Below are 16305 nucleotides of genomic sequence, written 5' to 3'. Positions count from 1 at the left end.
GGACTGTCCCCTCGCATCATCTTGCCACGTAGCGGCCGGGCGCGCATCCGGTGGGCTCGCCGTCGCGCACCACGAGCTCGCCGCCCACGTACACCAGGTGCGCGCGGCCGTGCGCCTCGAAGCCCTCCCACGGCGTGTAGTCCACGGCCTGGTGCTGCGTGGCCGCAGAGATCACCCAGCGCGCGGAGGGGTCCCACACGCAGACGTCCGCGTCGGCGCCCACGGCCAGGCGGCCCTTGCGCGGCCACATGCCAAAGACGCGCGCCGGCCCCTCGCTCATGAGGCGGCACAGCTCGCGCGGGCCGAGCTGGCCCTCGAAGGTCGTGGCCATCACGGCCGGGCGGTGCTCGATGCCCGGGCCGCCGTTGGGGATCTTGGTGAAGTCACCGCGCCCGCGGTCCTTCTGCCCCGCGAGGTTGAACGAGCAGTGGTCCGTGGCGATGGAGTCCACCTCGCCGGCCAGCACCGCCCCGCGCAGCGCGCGCACGTCGGAGGCCGCGCGCAGAGGCGGGCTCATCACGTACTTGGCGCCCGCGAAGCCGTCCGCACCGCCCTCCAGATAGCGCGTCTCGTCCAGCGTGAGGTACTGCGGGCAGGTCTCCACGTAGATGCCGCGCTGGCCGCGCGCCCGGGCCGCCCGCACGGCGAGAAGCCCCAGCTCGGTGGAGAGGTGCACCACGTTCACGCGCGCCCCCGCGATCTGGGCCAGGTACAGCAGCCTGCTCACGGCGTCCGCCTCGGCCTCGGCCGGCCGGGAGAGGGGATGCCCCTCCGGGCCCGTGACGCCCTCGGCGAGCACGCGACGCTGCAGCTCGTTCACCACGTCGCCGTTCTCGCAGTGCACGCAGAGCACGGCGTCGAGGTCGCGGCAGCACTCCAGCACGCGCAGGGTCTCGGCGTCCGTGAGGCGCAGGTGGTCGTAGGCCAGGTACGTCTTGAAGCTCGAGACGCCCGCCTCGCGCATGGCGCGCATCTGCTCCGGGCCGTCCTCGCCCCACTCGGCGATGGCCATGTGGAAGCCGTAGTTGGCGGTGCAGCCCGCCCCGCTCTCGGCGCGGCGGTGCCACTCGGCCAGGGCCTCCTCCATGCGCACGCCGCGGTCGGCCGTGGCGTAGTCCACGATCGTGGTGGTCCCGCCGCAGGCGGCCGCGCACGTGCCCGTCTCGAAGCTGTCGGCCGTCCAGTCCATGCCGGTCCAGCACTGCAGGTGCGTGTGCGCGTCGATGAAGCCGGGGAAGACCCAGCACCCGGTGACGTCCTCGACCTCGTCGCCGGCGGCCGGCTCAAGGCGCGCGCTGATCGCCGCGATCTTCTCGCCCTCCAGGGCCACGTCGCCGCGGCGCAGGCCCTCCGGCGTGACGAGCGTTCCGCCAGCAAGAATCCTCATGCCGTCTCCTCTCTCCCGAGCAGGGCGGCCTCCAGGCGCTCGAGGTCCTCTGCCGTGTCCACGTCCGCGAGCTCCCACTCGTCGGCGGCCTCCACGAGGCGCACGCGCGACGAGAGCTCGGCATGCCCGGCGAGAAGCGCCGTCCCGCCGGCGTCCCCCTCGATGTGCGCGAGGGCGCCGAGGAGGTCGTGCGGCCAGAGCACCGGCGCGCCGGGGCGACCACGCCACGCCAGGCGCACGATCGAGCGCGGCTCGCGCGCGAGGGCCTCGACGAGCCTGCGCACGCTCCCCTGCGTGAGCAGCGGCTGGTCGCCCGTCACGAAGAGGCAGCCCGCGCGCCCTCCCAGCGCGGCGAGGCCGGCGCTCATGGTCTGCCCCTTGAGCGGGCCGTCGGGCTCCACACACCTCACGCCCAGTCGGGAGCAGAGCTCCGCCACAGCCGGGTGGGCGCTCACCACCACGACGTCGAGAAGGTCGTCGGGCAGGGCGCGCAGCGTGCGCTCGAGCACCGGGACCCCGGCGAGCGGCGCCGTGAGCTTCTCGCCCGGGGCGCCGCCGAAGCGCTCGCCCGCGCCTGCCGCCATGACCACGCAGCCCAGGCGGGCGACGCCCTCGAAGCCCGAGAAGCACGTGGCGTACGCCGAGACGAGCGCCTGCTCGCTCGAGCGCTCGAAGGCACGGTAGCGCACGATGAGGTCGCGGGCGGCGGGGGTGAGGCTCGACCCTCCCCCGCCCGAGCCGCCCACGGTCCGCTCCGTCAGGGGAAAGCCGAAGGCGCGCTCGGCGTCGCGAACGATGCGCGTGGCCTTGGTGTAGGCCATGCCCATCTCGATTGCCGCCGCGCGCAGGCTCCCCAGCTCCCCCACGCGCTCGAGGAGCTCGACGGGGCCGGGCCCAAACACCCGGTGCCCGCCGTCGTCCAGAAGATATGCCCTGAGGTCGGGTCTCATCCCGCGAGCCTCACCGTCCTTCTCGCCGTTCTATCCGCGTACGATGGTACCCGTCTTGCCCGCGATTCCGTCGCTCGCGCGCTCGAGCAGCGTGATGAGCGAGCTGCGGCCGGGGCCGGACTGCGCGAAGGCGAGCGCGGCCTGGACCTTGGGCAGCATCGAGCCGGGCGCGAACTGGCCCTCGGCGATGTAGCGCTCGGCCGTCTCGGGCGTGAGATCGTCGAGCCACTGCTGGTCGGGCTTGCCAAAGTTGACCGCGACCTTCTCGACCGCCGTGAGGATCACGAGGAAGTCGGCGTCGAGCTGCTCGGCGAGCTTGGCCGCGGCGAAGTCCTTGTCGATGACGGCCGCGGCGCCCTTGAGGTGGTGTCCCTCGGTCGGGAAGACCGGGATGCCGCCGCCACCGCAGGCGATGACCACGTGGTTGGTCTCCACGAGCGAGCGGATGGTGTCGAGCTCCACGATGCCGGCCGGCTTGGGCGAGGCCACCACGCGGCGGAATCCGCGCCCCGCGTCCTCCACCACGTCGTAGCCGCGCTCGGCGATCATGCGGTCGGCCTCCTCGCGCGTCATGAAGGCGCCGATGGGCTTGGTGGGGTTGGCGAAGGCCGGGTCGTCCGGGTCCACCTCGACCTGGGTGAGCACCGTGGCCGCGCCCTTCTCGATGCCTCGGTCGAGCATCTCCTCGCGCAGCGCGTTCTGCAGGTCGTAGCCAATGTAGCCCTGGCTCATGGCCACGCAGACGGAGAGCGGGCACGGGATGTACTTCTCGGGGTTGGAGCGCGTGAGCTGGGTCATAGCCTCCTGGATCATGCCCACCTGCGGGCCGTTGCCGTGGGCCACCACGACCTCGTTGCCCTGCTCGATGAGATCCACGATGGCGCGGGCGGTGTGCTTGACCGCTTCCATCTGCTCGGGCAGGTTCTTGCCGAGCGCGTTGCCACCCAGCGCGATGACGATTCTCTTTGACATTTTATATTGCTCCTTATGCGGATAAGGGCTTGGCGAGAAGAACCTCTAACGGCGGGGCCGCCGGGCAGTCGGCGCGCGACTTCTGCGCGCAGCGCAGTGAGCGCGCGACTGACCCGGCGGCCCCCAGGTTGCTAGCGGTTGGCTACGCCTGGTTCCAGCGGGGCTTGGCGGCGGACTCGAGGGCGCGCAGGGTGGCCACCGGGTCCTTGACCTTCTGCAGGAAGATCATCGCGGCGATGGCGTAGGGCTTGTAGCTGGCCTCCTTGTACATGCCCACGCGGTGCATGTCAAAGACGTCGGCCATGACCTCGCCGTGCTCGCAGGAGACGCCGGAGATGTCGGCGGGCAGCGGGTGCATGTAGATGGTGTCCTGGCCGTTGGCGGTCTTCGCCATGAGGTCGGTCGTGGAGCACCAGTCCTGGTGCGTGGCGTTCTGGGCCAGCAGCTCCTTCTCGAGCGCCTTGATGCCGGCGTCGTCGCCCTCGGCGTAGAGGTTGGTGCGCTTCTCCATGGCGGCGTAGGGAGCCCAGCTCTTGGGGATGACGATGTCGGCGCCCTCGAAGGCCTCGGCCATGGTGTTGACCTGCTTGAAGGTGCAGCCGGACTCGGCGGCGTAGGCCTTCGCGGCCTCCACGCGGTCGCCCATGAGGTCGTAGCCCTCGGGGTGAGCCAGCGTCACGTCCATGCCAAAGCGCGGCAGCAGCGAGATGAGCGACTGCGGGCAGGACAGCGGCTTGCCGTAGCTGGGCGAGTAGGCCCAGGTCACGGCGACCTTCTTGCCGCGCAGGTTCTCCAGGCCGCCGAACTCCTCGATGAGGTAGAGCATGTCGGCGGAGGACTGCGTCGGGTGGTCGGAGTCGGACTGCAGCGAGATGAGGGTGGGACGGTGGTCGAGCACGCCGTCCTTGTAGGCCTCGTCGACGGACTCGGCGACCTCGGCCATGTAGGCGTCGCCCTTGCCGATGTACATGTCGTCGCGGATGCCGATGACGTCGGCCATGAAGGAGATCATCGTGGCGGTCTCGCGGACGGTCTCGCCGTGCGCGATCTGGCTCTTGCCCTCGTCGAGGTCCTGGAGCTGGAGGCCCAGGAGGTTCGTGGCCTTGGAGAACGAGAAGCGCGTGCGGGTGGAGTTGTCGCGGAAGAGCGACACCGCGAGGCCCGAGTCGAAGATGCGCGGCGAGATGTTGCGCTCGCGCAGGTTGCGCAGGGCGGCGGCGGTGGCGTAGAGGGCGCGCAGCTCGTCGGTGGTCTTGTCCCAGGTGTGCAGGAAGTCGGAGTCGTACATGCCCGAGAAGTCGTAGCCGGAGAGCTCGTCGAGAAGGGCGGAGAAGTCCTTAGCCATTGTGGTTTCCTTTCCCGAGGCAAAGGGACGCCCCCCTTGCCTCATTGCGTCTTTGACGATACGGAGGGACGGTCCCCCGTATTACTGGATGTCGTTGTCCGTGGCGCCGGCGCGGAAGACCGTCACGTCGCCGGTCTTCTTGGACGGGTCGTAGAGGTTGAGCGCGGCGGTGTAGAGCGCGGCGCAGGTCACGAGGTCCTGCTTGTAGGTGACCTCGTTGGGGGCGTGCGCCTGACTCTCGGCGCCGGGGCCGAAGCCCACGCACGGGATGCCGTAGCGGCCCTGGATGGAGACGCAGTTGGTGGAGAAGGTCCACTTGTCGGTCAGCGGGCGGCCGGTGCGCTTGTCCATCGAGGCCTCGCAGCCGATGCGCTCGTCACCGAAGAGCGCGTGGTGCGCGTCGACGAGGGCCTGGACGTGAGCGGCGCTCTCGGCGTTGATCCACGTGGGGAAGTAGGCCTCGGTCTCGTAGACGGTGCCCTTCCAGCTCGGGCGGTCGTACATGTACATGGAGACCTTGACGTCGTCGCCGTACTTCTTGACGGCAGGCAGGTCGCGGATCTCCTGGAGGCAGGAGTCCCAGGTCTCGCCGGCGGTCATGCGGCGGTCGATGGAGATCGCGCAGGAGTCTGCCACGGCGCAGCGGGACGGCGAGGTGTAGAAGATCTGGGAGACGGTGCAGGTGCCGCGGCCGAGGAAGCGGGCGTCCTCGAAGTGCTCGGGGTTGTACTTGGGGTCGAGCATCTTGACGAGGCCCTTGATGTCGGTGGACTCGTCGCAGCCGTTGTTGTTGAGGGCGCGGACGTCGGCGATGATGTCGGCCATCTTGTAGATGGCGTTGTCGCCGCGGTCGGGCGCGGAGCCGTGGCAGGAGACGCCGTGCACGTCCACGCGGATCTCCATGCGGCCGCGGTGGCCGCGGTAGATGCCGCCGTCGGTGGGCTCGGTGGAGATCACGAACTCGATCTTCTCGCGCGCGTCCTCCGGGCCGTCGAAGTACTTGTTGACGATGTACTGCCAGCACATGCCGTCGCAGTCCTCCTCCTGGACCGAGCCGACGACCATGATCTTGTAGCCCTCCGGGATGAGGCCGAGGTCCTTCATCATCTTGGCGGCGTAGGTGGCGCTGGCCATGCCGCCCTCCTGGTCGGAGCCGCCGCGGCCGTAGATGACGTCGTCGGTCTCGTAGCCCTCGTAGGGGTCGGCCTCCCAGTTGTCGCGGTTGCCGATGCCCACGGTGTCGATGTGCGAGTCGATGGCGATGATTTTGTCGCCCTCGCCCATCCAGCCGATGACGTTGCCCAGGCCGTCGACCTCCACCTTGTCAAAGCCGAGCTTCTCCATCTCGGCCTTGATGCAGGCCACGACCTCGCCCTCCTCGCAGGACTCGGACGGGTGGGAGATCATGGCGCGCAGAAACGCGGTCATGTCCTTGCCGTAGCCCTCGGCTGCCTTCCTGATTTGATCGAAGTCCAGTTCCTTGGCCATTTTGCTTACGTCCTTTCTGACGCTTCCGATACGTTCCCAACGGGGCCCCGGGCCCCGGTCGTCCCCCGCCTACCTGCTCCAGGCGCCGTCCCACACGATCTGCGCGTAGCGCTCCGGGTCGGTGTCGCCCTCGGTCGAGAAGAGCAGGACCTGGCTGTTCTTGTCGAGGCCCAGCTCGTCGCGCAGGTCGGCGTAGTCCGGGTCGGTCATGATGGCGGTGATGACGCCCATGCCCACGGCGCCGGACTCTCCGGAGGTGACGGCCGGGTCGCCCTTGACCGGGGCGGCCAGGCGACGCATGCCGTTGGCGGCCACCCAGTCCGGGCAGGAGACGAAGGCGTCGGCGTGGTTGCGCAGGATGTCCCAGCCGATGGTGTTGGGCTCGCCGCACGCGAGGCCGGCCATGATGGTCTGGAGGTCGCCGCCCACGATGCGCGGGTCGCCGTCGGCGGCAAGCGCGCCCTGGTAGAGGCAGTCGGCGGCACCGGCCTCCATGATCACGAACTTGGGCGGGCAGCTGGGGAACAGGTTGGCGAAGAAGCCCACCATGGCGCTCGCGAGCGAGCCCACGCCGGCCTGGACGAAGACGTGCGTCGGGCGGTTGACCTCGAGGGCGCGCAGCTGATCGGCGGCCTCCGCGGCCATGGTGCCGTAGCCCTGCATGATCCAGGACGGGATCTCCTCGTAGCCGTCCCAGGCGGTGTCCTGCACCACGACGCCGTGCTCGGTCTCTGCGGCCTCGGCCGCGGCCATGCGCACGCAGTCGTCGTAGTTGACCTCCTCGATGGTGACCTCGGCGCCCTCCTTGGCGATGTTGTCGAAGCGGGTCTTGGTGGAGCCCTTCGGCATGTGGACGACGGCCTTCTGGTGCAGCTTGTTGGCAGCCCAGGCCACGCCGCGGCCGTGGTTGCCGTCGGTGGCGGTGAAGAAGGTCGCCTGGCCGAAGTCCTCGCGGAACTGCTCGGAGGTGAGGTAGTCGTAGGTCATCTCGGAGACGTCGCGCCCCATCTCCTGCGCGATGTAGCGCGCCATGGCGAACGAGCCGCCGAGCACCTTGAAGGCGTTGAGGCCAAAGCGGTAGGACTCGTCCTTGACGAAGAGGCCGCCGAGGCCCAGGCGCTCGGCCATGCCGTCGAGCTTGGCGAGCGGCGTCACGGAGTACTGCGGGAAGCCGCGGTGGAAGGCCCGGGCCTTCGCCACGTTGTCGAGCGCCATCACCGCCAGCTGCGCGTCCTCGCTCTTGGGCATCTTGTTGGCGACCCACCTGATCTTCTCGCTCACGCGTCCTCCTCGCTCCGTGGCGGCTTACCGACTTTTTGTCTGATTACCAGACAAAAAGTTTGTTAGCCCATATCATGGCATATTTCAAGGGGGTTTCAAGGGGTTTTTTAAAGCGGCGGCAGACGGCATGTTTATGCCTGCGAACGGACGGCCGAGAAAAACCACTCCACGACCATCACACGGACTGTTCGTTCTTCTCGGCGGCTACGACGGGCGGACGCGCTCGGCGAGGAGGGCGTCCAGTGCCTCGACCCCCTCCAGCGACGCAGACAGGGAGACGCGCGCGTCCGCCGTGCGGACCACGAGCCTGCGCAGCGCCCCCGAGCCGTCCGAGGAGACCACGCGCTCGACCGCAGCGCGCGGACCTCGACCTTGAGGTGGTGGCCGCCCCGGCACCACAGCTCCCCGTCCTCGCCGACGAAGCGGACGTCGCAGCTGTCGCAGACCCACGGCCACAGGGAGCAGACCGCCTCGGCGACGACGAGCCGCTCGGCGTCATCGAGCCCGTCGCCGGTGAAGGCCCCGTCCGCGCCTCTAACCCGCATCTCGTCCGCCCTCGCGCAGAACCCGTCGGATGCGGCCATGCGTCCGGGGATGAGCCACGTGCCGCCCGGCAGGCACACGCCAAACGAGCGCTCCAGCTCCCAGAGGTCCCACTCGGACAGCTCGACGACGAGACGGGTGTCGGTGAGCTCAGCGACCCTCATGCGTGCCACCCCACCGGTTGACCTTGGTGACGATCCTGGATGGGTCGACGTTGCCCTCGATGAACGCCCAGAAGTCCTCGCTGCCTACCATGAGACTCTCCACCGACACGCGACGGCGGCGGGCGTTCCGGTGTTCTCCGGCCTTCAGGGCGGGGTCGGCGTGCTGCTGGGACCCACGGGGGGCTACCTCCTGGGCTTTGCCGTCGTGCCGTTCGTGGTGCCGGACGCGATCAAGGTGGCGCTGAGCGTGGGCGTAGCGGAGCGAGTCAACCGTGCGCTGGGCGCGACGCTGGAGCGGTAGCGCGAGGTCCTACACGTTCACCAGGCCCGAGTTGTCCGCCAGAATCGCCCGCGACGGGTCCTCGGGCAGGTACGCTACGCGCACCTGGCTGCCCACGCGCGAGGCGATCTTGCCGCGCTTGCGCTGGCCGATGGGGATGGGTCCGAGCTTGACGAGCTCGCTCGCGAGCTTCACGGTCTCGTGGCACTCGTAGGAGATGCCGTCGACCTCGTAGCGCACGTACACGACCGCGGGGCGATCGACGCTTCCGGGACGCACGCGCACGACGGTACCGACCGTCTCGGCGGTGTAGGCGCGCTCCTTGCGCTCCCGGGTCTTCTTGGCGATCAGGAGGACGAGCGCGGTCGTGCCGCCGCCGAGAAGCGCGATCAGCGCGAAGATGAGGACGATCATGATGCCGTCAGACATGTCGGGCTCCCACGCTCTCTGGACCGGGACGCCACGGGCCGCGCCGGGCGCCGCGGAATCGCTTGCTCTCATGGGAGCTTAGCACCAGGAGGGGGCTCACGAGAACGGGCAGACCGCGCCCGTCGGGCCTGAACGGACGCAGCGGCATACGGCCCGGGCCGCGTCAGCCTGCGGCGAGAAGAACCCGCAGGCCGCAGGTCCTTCTCGCCGCAGGCTTCCCCAGAGCTAGAACGCGGCCTGGACGGCGTCGCCGAAGGTCTCGTCGAGGTAGGCCTTGAAGTCGTCGGTCTGGAGCACCTCGACGAGGGCCCGCACGCGCTCGTCGTCCGAGAGCTCGGGCGTCGTGGCGATCACGTTGGCGTACTCGTTGGCGATGACGTCGGACTCCGCGCTCTCGGCGGCGACCGCGTCGGCCAGCGTGAGCCCCGCGTCGATGGCGTAGTTGCCGTTGATCACGGAGAAGTCCACGTCGGCCAGGGTGGACGGCAGCATCGCCGCCTCCTGCTCCAGGATCCTCACGCCGTGCGGGTTGTCCGCGATGTCGTTTGCCGTGGCGGTGAGGCCGGCGTCCTCAGACAGCGCGATCACGCCCGCCTCCTGCAGCAGGAGCAGCGCACGGCCCTCGTTGGTGGCGTCGTTGGGCACGGAGATCGTCGTGCCCTCGGGCACGCTGGCGAGGTCGCTCGAGCGGCCCGCGAAGACGCCCATCGGCTCGAAGTGGACCTTGCCGGCGCTCACGAGGTCCGTGCCGTTCTCCTCGTTGTAGTTGTTGAGGTAGTTGATGTGCTGGAAGTAGTTGGCGTCCAGCTCTCCTGCCGTGACGTCCTGGTTGGGCAGCAGGTAGTCGGTGTACTCGCGCACCTCGAGCGTGATGCCCCGCTCGGCCAGGCGCGGCGCGGCAAAGTCGCTCAGGATCTCGGCGTGCGGGCTCGGCGAGGCGCCCACGCGCAGGGTGGAGCCACCCTCGGAGGACCCGGCGTCGCCCGAGCCGGAGCACGCGGCGAGCGCGCCCGTGGCGAGCAGCGCGGCGGCGGACAGGAGGGAGCGGCGAGAAACGCAAGACATGGTGAGACTCCTTTACTTTGAGTTTTGATATATCGAGGTTCTTCTCGACAGAGGTTGAGGCAAGGGCGAGAAGGGCGCCTAACCGCGCATGCGGTGGTCCACCCTGCGGGCCGCGAGGTCGCAGGCGCTCTGGATGGCCTGCACAATCACGACGAGCACCACGACGGCCACCCACATGACCTCGTCCACGCGCCGGTAGTAGCCGTAGCGCACGGCGATGTCGCCCAGGCCGCCCGCCCCGATGGCGCCCGCCATGGCCGTGTAGCCCAGCACGGCGATGAGCACCACGGCCGCGCCGCGCACGATCGACGGCAGCGCCTCGGGCAGGAGCGCCGAGAGCACGATCCTCGGCACGCTCGCGCCGCACGCCTCCACGGCCTCCACGGTCGCGCGCGGCACCTCGGCCAGCGACTGCTCGACCATGCGCGCGATGAAGGGCGCCGTGGCCAGCACGAGCGGGGGGATGATACCGGCGAGGCCCGACCCGGTGCCCATGATCTGCCGCGTGAGCGGGATGATGAACACCATGAGCACGATGAACGGGAACGAGCGCAGGACGTTGACCACCCAGCCGAGCGCGGCGTTGAGCACCGGCAGGGGCCGCAGCGAGCCGGGCGCCGTGAGGTAGAGCACCACGCCGAGCGCGAGGCCGATCACGTACGAGATGGCCGTGGGGACGAGCGTCATCACGATGGTCGAGAGCGTCCCCTCGGCGAGAAGCGCCCCGTACTCGGCCACGAACTCGGAAACAAGGCTAGGCATCCCAATCAACCCTCTCCAGCAGCACCTTGGCGGCCTGCGACCTCGGCGCGGCAAAGACGTCCGCCACGCTCCCCCGCTCCACCACGCGCCCGGCCTCGAGCACCGCCACGTGCCGACAGATCTTCTCGACCACGCCCATGGAGTGCGTGATCACGATGATCGTCACGCCGGTGTCACGGTTGATCTGGCGCAGCAGCTTGAGCACGGTGTTGGTGCTCGCCGGGTCGAGCGCCGAGGTGGCCTCGTCGCACAGGATGTAGTCCGGCTCGCACGCCAGCGCGCGGGCGATGGCCACGCGCTGCTGCTGGCCTCCGGAGAGCTGGCTCGGGTAGGAGTCGGCGCGCTCGGCCAGGCCCACCATCTCGAGCAGCTCGAGCGCGCGGGCGCGGTTCTGGTCGGTCACGCGCCCCGTGGCCGCGAGGTACGGGAAGCACACGTTGGCGAGCACCGTCTTCTGGGCGAGAAGCCCGAAGTTCTGGAAGACCATCGCCACGCGGCGGCGGTAGCTGCGCAGCTCCGCGCCGGCGAGCGAGGTGACGTCCTGGCCGTCCACGACGATCCGGCCGGAGGTGGGGCGCTCGAGCAGGTTGAGGCAGCGCACGAGCGTGGACTTGCCGGCGCCGCTCATGCCGATGACGCCCAGGATGTCCCCGTCGGCGACGTCGAGCGAGACGTCGTCGAGGGCATGCGGCGCGTCGACGGCGCCGCCGTAGGTCTTGCAGAGGTTTCTTATCTGGATCATGGGAGGTGGCTCCGCTCACGGGGGTGACAGGGACGGGCCGTCTCCCGCCGGAGCCGGCCCTACTGGAGGCGCCCGGTCTCCACCCGCACGAGCCGCACACGCGCGCCGCACGCGAGGATGGAGTGCCCGGGCTTGGGCATCCCCATGACCATCATCTGGGTCATCATCGCGTTATGTCCGGCTGCGCAAAGCATGCGGGCTAGACTACCAACGCCGCGCGAGGCGCGCAAGCGCCGTAACCTTCCCGCAATGAAAGCCCCGCGCGCGGAGGCCCGTCACCGCGCGCGGCCCGGCGTCACGCGGGGAGAACCGGCCCGGCGTCACCGTCGTCCGCGGGCGAGCGCCGCTCCGGCCCGGACACGCCGGCAAGGCCGAGCGCGTACACCACGCCGAGGCCCCCGCTCACGTGCGAGAGCGCCGAGTCCACGTTGAGCGCGATGAAGGCCCCGCACGCGACGAGCACCGCCGACCACACGACGAGGTTGACGACGAAGGACCGCTTGCTCATGGCAGCCTCCCCCCACGGGATTGGCAGGTACCACCAGTCTAGGGCACGCGCGCCCTACTCGAAGTGGTCGTCAGGGAGGTACTTGGCGAACGGCCCCCGCTTGCTGGCGTCCGTACCCGCACAGCCGAGCGCGTAGGCGAGGCCGAACATCATGATGAGGATGGGCGCGGCGATGGACACGTAGACCACGATCACGGAGGCCCACATGAAGGCGCTCTCCATCTCGGGCGAGAGCATCGGGGCGGCAGACATGGCGATGAGCGCCAGGCCCGCGATCCCCACCACGCGCCACAGCACCTTGAAGCCGCGGCCGAGCGTGATCTTCTTGAACCACACGAGCGTCAGGCCGATCAGGACGCCCATCGCAAAGAGCAGGACCGGCGAGGCCGCGACCACGCCCAGCTGGACGAGCGCGGAGTCGCCGATGGCCGCGGCGACAACGTCCATGTCGCTCATGTGGTACCAGGCGAGAAACGCAACGCAGACCGCCGCCACGACGACCCACGCGACAAGGTTTCCGATGAACGTCGACTTTCTCATGACCCTCTTCTCCCGGCCCACGCCAAACCGTGCCTATCACAGACGTGACGTCGGCCGACGGCCGACGCGCCCTCAACGTGAGCAATTATACCCACGAGACGCACGCCATCTAAACGCGCGCGGCCTCCCTCGGCGTGCCGTCGGCGTTGTAGAACTGCGGGAGGTAGTCCTTGTGCGCCTCGCAGAGCTCGTCGAAGACCTCGTTGGCCACGGCGTCGGAGTCGCAGAGCTTGTTGGCCACGAGCGCCGCCACGGCAACGTCCCCGTTTCCGGTCACGGCGGCCTCGGCAACCATGCGCTCGAAGCTCTTGGTCATCTGGATGGTGCCGCTGATGGCGGGAGGGAGCTCCCCCACCACGATGGGCTTGGGGCCGTCACCGGTGATGACGCAGGCGCACTCCACGGCGCTCTCGTAGGGCAGGCTCGTGACGGCGCCCCTGTTCTGGACGTCGACGTACTGGACGTCGCCGCGGTCGTTCACGATGGAGTCGATCACCGAGCACGCTGCGTCGGAGTAGTACGCGCCGCCGCGCTCCTCGAGCTGCCTGGGCTTGACGTGCAGCCCGGCATCCTTGTAGAGCTCGAAGAGCTCGGCCTCGACCTGCTTTACCACCTCCGCGCGCACGCCGTGGGCCCGATAGTCCCTCTCGAGCTGCTCGAGCTCCTCGCGCGTGGAGAAGTAGTAGTTGAGGTAGCTCACCGGGATGGCGCGCAGGCCGCGGATGAGACGCTTGGACCAGGGGATGGCCATGATGTTCTTCATGGTGCCGAGCTCCTCTACGGGCAGCTCGCAGTAGCGCTCGAGCACCTCGTCGAAGCGGCTCCTCCCGTCGATGAAGACGTCGGTCACGAAGAAGTGGTGGTTGAGGCCGGAGAGCTCCATGCGCACGCGGTCCGGGTCCACGCCCATCCACTTGGCGATGCCAAAGCGCATGGAGATCGGGCAGTTGCACAGGCCGATGATCTTCTTCCAGCTGGTATAGCGCAGCACCGCCTCGGTCACGATGCCCACCGGGTTGGTGAAGTTGACGAGCCAGGCGTCGGGGCAGAGCTCCTCCATGTCACGGATGATGTCGAAGATCACCGGGATGGTGCGTAGGGCCTTGAACATGCCCGCCGCGCCGTTGGTCTCCTGCCCGATGAGGCCGTGCTTGAGTGCGATGCGCTCGTCCTTGATGCGCGCGTCGAGCTGCCCCACGCGGAACTGCGTGGTGACGAAGTCCGCGCCCGCGAGCGCCTCGCGGCGGTCGAGCGTGAGGTGGACCTCCATGGGGAGGCCGGCCGCCTCGACCATGCGCTGGGCGAGCCGGCCCACGATCTCGAGCTTCTCGCGCCCCTCCTCCACGTCTACGAGCCACAGCTCGCGCACCGGGCAGGAGTCGTAGCGCTTGATGAAGCCCTCGACGAGCTCGGGGGTGTAGCTCGAGCCACCGCCTATGGTGACGATCTTGATCGGGCGACGGCCCTGCGTGCTCTCGTTCTTCTCGGCCATGTATGGCTCCCTTCTGTCGGAAACGCTCCCTTTCTCAGAAGGGCGCCACCGTCTCCGGCAGCGCCCTTCAACGTGCGATGAACATGCGGTTGTGCCCGGCTCCCAGGCGCCGGCGCGGCCTCGCGCTACGCGCTCGCCACGCCCCTGAGCTCGAGGAGCTCGCGGTAGACCTTGGCGAAGTTCTGCGCCATGAGCTTGCAGGTCTCGGCGCTCGCCATCTGGTCCTCGGCGTGCAGGAGCAGCAGCGGGGTGCCCTTGCGCTCGCCGTTGGCCTCGGAGGTCAGAAGCTGCATGTGAACGTCATGCCCGGCGGCGTATGCCTCGTCACCCTGCTTGATGAGCTCCTCGGCGGCCTCGAAGTCACCCTCCTCGGCCTTGGCGATGGAGTTGACGTAGCAGGACTTTGCGGTGCCCACGCAGCTGATGATCTGGAAGCAGATCATCTCCATCTCTTCGTCCATCAGACCTCTCCTCTCTGCGGTCGGGTGCTCGCGGCTAGCCGAGAAGGGCGGCCACGTCGTCGAGGATCTTCGGGGCGTTCATGCGGCCGTAGTCGACCATCGGGATGACGGCGACGGGGATGCGGCCGTCGACGGCCTTCTCGAAGTCGCCCTTGGCGTAGCCGATCTGGGGCCCGAGGAGGATGACGTCGGCCTCGCCGATGTGGTCCATGGCCTCGTTCATGGGACGGGCCTCGATGGCCACGTCCATGCCGCGAGCCGCGGCCTCCTTCTGCATCTTCTGGACGAGCAGGCTCGTGGACATTCCGGCGTTGCAGCAGAGCATGATCTTCATGGTGACGCTCCTTTCGTTGCGGGGCTCGCGCCCCCGCGGCCCTTTCGGGCGCGTTACGTGCGGTTACGTACAGTCTGAGGCAGGGCGGGCCGCAGGCGCGGGGAGATTTTGCTCGCCTGCGGCCCCAGGTGGGGCGAGCTACGCGGCTACTCCTGGGCTATCTCGAACTGCTTGCGCTGCGCGGTCTCCGACGCCTTCATGAAGGGCAGGTAGACCAGCGTGAAGATCGCCAGCAGCACGATCTGGAGAACGCCGGCGCGGATGTCGCCGCCCGTGGACAGGACGCCCGAGGCGACGATCGGGGTGGTCCAGGGCACCTGGATGCAGGTGGGGCTGACGAGGCCGACGACCGTGGCGAAGTAGCCGACGAGGATGCCGATGACGGTGTTGAGCACGAACGGGACCATGAGCGGGATGTTGAACACGATCGGGTAGCCGTAGATGACCGGCTCGTTGATGTTGAAGATGGCGGGCAGGATGCCGAGCTTGGCCACCTCGCGGGAGGGGCGCCACCTGCCCCAGACGAACGTCGCGATGAGCAGGGCGAGGGTGCAGCCGGAGCCGCCCATGAGGGCGTAGACGTTGATGACGTTCATGTTCAGCCAGACGTCCGGGCGGGCCAGGACGGCGTCCATGCCGCCGGCGGAGTAGAGGTCCATGGCCTCGACGAGCACGACCGTGAGGACGGGCTCGACGAGCACGCCGTTGATGGTGGACTGGTGGATGCCGAGGGTGAACAGGAACACGCCGAGCGAGTAGATCACCACGAGGCCGACCGGGTTGGTGGTGAGGGCCCGCAGCGGGGTCTGGATGAAGGTGTTGATGAGGGCGGTGACGTCGGTCTGGAAGCCCGCGTAGAGAGCCATCGAGAGCACGCCGAAGGCGCCCAGGGTGAGCAGCATCGGGATCAGGACGTTGAAGGACTTCTCGACCGCGGGCGGCACGCCCTCGGGCATCTTGATGCGCAGCCCCTCGACGCCCGAGACCTTGATGAAGAGCGTGGGCGCGAACAGGCCGATGATGATGGCGGTGAACATGCCGTTGGTGCCCGTGTAGTCCGTGACGAACGCGCCCGAGACCTGGGCGGTGGTCACCTCCTCGGCCACGTAGAGCGGCGACGAGGCGGAGAGGTCGGCGGCGACCGCCTGCGGCATCATGATGAAGAAGACCGCGAGCGCCACCACCACGCACGAGACGGGGTTGTCGAAGCGCTTGTTGCTCGCGAAGCTGTAGCCCACCATGGCGCACAGCAGGACGGCCGAGATGGAGAGCGCGCCCTGCGTGAGCGAGTTGCCCCAGTACTGGGCCGTGGCGAGCACGTCGGCGTTCGGGAAGAGCCCGGGGCTGCCCGGGTCCGCGCTCCACAGGAACGTGAAGACGACGTTGTTGAGCAGCGCCGCGATGCCGGCGAGGATGAAGATCGGCATGATGGTGGCGAAGCCGTCGCGAAGGCTTCTCAGGTGCACCTGGTTGCCGACCTTGGCGGAGACTTCCGCGAACCTGTCGAGGAAGCTTTGTCCGTTGGCCATGTCTTTCACTCCTAACTGAACTGTCGGGAACAC

At 68.8% G+C, this 16305-nt stretch carries 18 protein-coding genes and 1 pseudogene; 1 reads left to right on the top strand and 18 read right to left on the bottom strand.

Annotation, left to right across the window (positions count from 1 at the left end; all coding sequences use genetic code 11):
- Window positions 1–16: 16 nt before the first annotated feature.
- The 7 genes from hydA to B5F23_RS05970 form a co-directional block, all read right to left on the bottom strand.
- Window positions 17–1387: a dihydropyrimidinase gene (gene hydA / locus B5F23_RS06000; protein ID WP_087352780.1), complete on the bottom strand. Its 1371-nt coding sequence runs from the start codon at window positions 1385–1387 to the stop codon at window positions 17–19.
- Window positions 1384–2337: an NTP transferase domain-containing protein gene (locus B5F23_RS05995; RefSeq protein ID WP_087352778.1), complete on the bottom strand. Its 954-nt coding sequence runs from the start codon at window positions 2335–2337 to the stop codon at window positions 1384–1386. Before B5F23_RS05995 ends, hydA begins: the two co-directional genes overlap by 4 nt.
- A 30-nt stretch (window positions 2338–2367) precedes the next feature.
- The gene (gene arcC, locus B5F23_RS05990; RefSeq protein WP_087352776.1) at window positions 2368–3309 is read right to left on the bottom strand and encodes a carbamate kinase; all 942 of its coding nucleotides are present in this window, start codon (window positions 3307–3309) and stop codon (window positions 2368–2370) included.
- 142 nt (window positions 3310–3451) lie between these two features.
- Window positions 3452–4654: a knotted carbamoyltransferase YgeW gene (ygeW, locus tag B5F23_RS05985; protein WP_087352775.1), complete on the bottom strand. Its 1203-nt coding sequence runs from the start codon at window positions 4652–4654 to the stop codon at window positions 3452–3454.
- Window positions 4655–4735: 81 nt separating this feature from the next.
- A complete protein-coding gene (locus B5F23_RS05980) occupies window positions 4736–6142 on the bottom strand; it encodes a YgeY family selenium metabolism-linked hydrolase (protein ID WP_206392290.1) in 1407 nt (468 codons plus the stop codon).
- Between the two features lie 69 nt (window positions 6143–6211).
- Complete coding sequence (gene dpaL, locus B5F23_RS05975; protein WP_087352772.1) at window positions 6212–7423, bottom strand: diaminopropionate ammonia-lyase; 1212 nt, start codon at window positions 7421–7423, stop codon at window positions 6212–6214.
- A 131-nt stretch (window positions 7424–7554) separates the two neighbouring features.
- A complete protein-coding gene (locus B5F23_RS05970; protein ID WP_087352771.1) occupies window positions 7555–8130 on the bottom strand; it encodes a hypothetical protein in 576 nt (191 codons plus the stop codon).
- Between the two features lie 121 nt (window positions 8131–8251).
- Here B5F23_RS05970 and B5F23_RS09965 point away from each other — a divergent pair.
- Window positions 8252–8431: pseudogene (locus B5F23_RS09965) on the top strand (biotin transporter BioY); the annotation flags it as partial.
- Between the two features lie 9 nt (window positions 8432–8440).
- Here B5F23_RS09965 and B5F23_RS05960 read toward each other — a convergent pair.
- From B5F23_RS05960 to B5F23_RS05915, 11 genes are all read right to left on the bottom strand, one after another.
- Window positions 8441–8839, bottom strand: a complete 399-nt coding sequence (locus B5F23_RS05960; RefSeq protein ID WP_087352768.1) for a DUF3592 domain-containing protein — start codon at window positions 8837–8839, stop codon at window positions 8441–8443.
- 225 nt (window positions 8840–9064) lie between these two features.
- Window positions 9065–9904 carry a MetQ/NlpA family ABC transporter substrate-binding protein gene (locus B5F23_RS05955; RefSeq protein ID WP_087352766.1) on the bottom strand — a complete coding sequence of 280 codons (840 nt, stop codon included), beginning with the start codon at window positions 9902–9904 and terminating at the stop codon, window positions 9065–9067.
- Between the two features lie 78 nt (window positions 9905–9982).
- The gene (locus B5F23_RS05950) at window positions 9983–10666 is read right to left on the bottom strand and encodes a methionine ABC transporter permease (protein WP_087352764.1); all 684 of its coding nucleotides are present in this window, start codon (window positions 10664–10666) and stop codon (window positions 9983–9985) included.
- On the bottom strand, window positions 10659–11408 hold the full coding sequence (locus tag B5F23_RS05945; protein WP_087352761.1) for a methionine ABC transporter ATP-binding protein: 750 nt from the start codon (window positions 11406–11408) through the stop codon (window positions 10659–10661). Before B5F23_RS05945 ends, B5F23_RS05950 begins: the two co-directional genes overlap by 8 nt.
- 59 nt (window positions 11409–11467) lie before the next feature.
- On the bottom strand, window positions 11468–11602 hold the full coding sequence (locus B5F23_RS10035) for a hypothetical protein (protein WP_275083204.1): 135 nt from the start codon (window positions 11600–11602) through the stop codon (window positions 11468–11470).
- A gap of 101 nt (window positions 11603–11703) precedes the next feature.
- On the bottom strand, window positions 11704–11916 hold the full coding sequence (locus B5F23_RS05940) for a hypothetical protein (RefSeq protein ID WP_087352759.1): 213 nt from the start codon (window positions 11914–11916) through the stop codon (window positions 11704–11706).
- Window positions 11917–11970: 54 nt separating this feature from the next.
- Window positions 11971–12456 (bottom strand): hypothetical protein, encoded by a 486-nt coding sequence (locus B5F23_RS05935; protein WP_087352757.1) that lies wholly within the window; start codon window positions 12454–12456, stop codon window positions 11971–11973.
- A 109-nt stretch (window positions 12457–12565) separates the two neighbouring features.
- A complete protein-coding gene (locus tag B5F23_RS05930) occupies window positions 12566–13948 on the bottom strand; it encodes a 6-phospho-beta-glucosidase (RefSeq protein WP_087352755.1) in 1383 nt (460 codons plus the stop codon).
- 125 nt (window positions 13949–14073) lie between these two features.
- A complete protein-coding gene (locus tag B5F23_RS05925) occupies window positions 14074–14409 on the bottom strand; it encodes a PTS lactose/cellobiose transporter subunit IIA (RefSeq protein WP_075279760.1) in 336 nt (111 codons plus the stop codon).
- A 34-nt stretch (window positions 14410–14443) separates the two neighbouring features.
- Entirely contained in the window at window positions 14444–14743 is a 300-nt protein-coding gene (locus B5F23_RS05920) for a PTS sugar transporter subunit IIB (RefSeq protein ID WP_087352753.1), read from the bottom strand.
- Window positions 14744–14889: 146 nt separating this feature from the next.
- Window positions 14890–16272, bottom strand: coding sequence for a PTS sugar transporter subunit IIC (locus B5F23_RS05915; RefSeq protein WP_087352751.1), 1383 nt, complete (start codon window positions 16270–16272; stop codon window positions 14890–14892).
- Window positions 16273–16305 lie beyond the last annotated feature (33 nt).

This window comes from Olsenella sp. An188 (assembly GCF_002160255.1).
Lineage (GTDB): Bacteria > Actinomycetota > Coriobacteriia > Coriobacteriales > Atopobiaceae > Thermophilibacter > Thermophilibacter avistercoris.
Note: the sequence above shows the minus strand (reverse complement) of the source record. Positions and strands in the feature narration are given on the sequence as shown.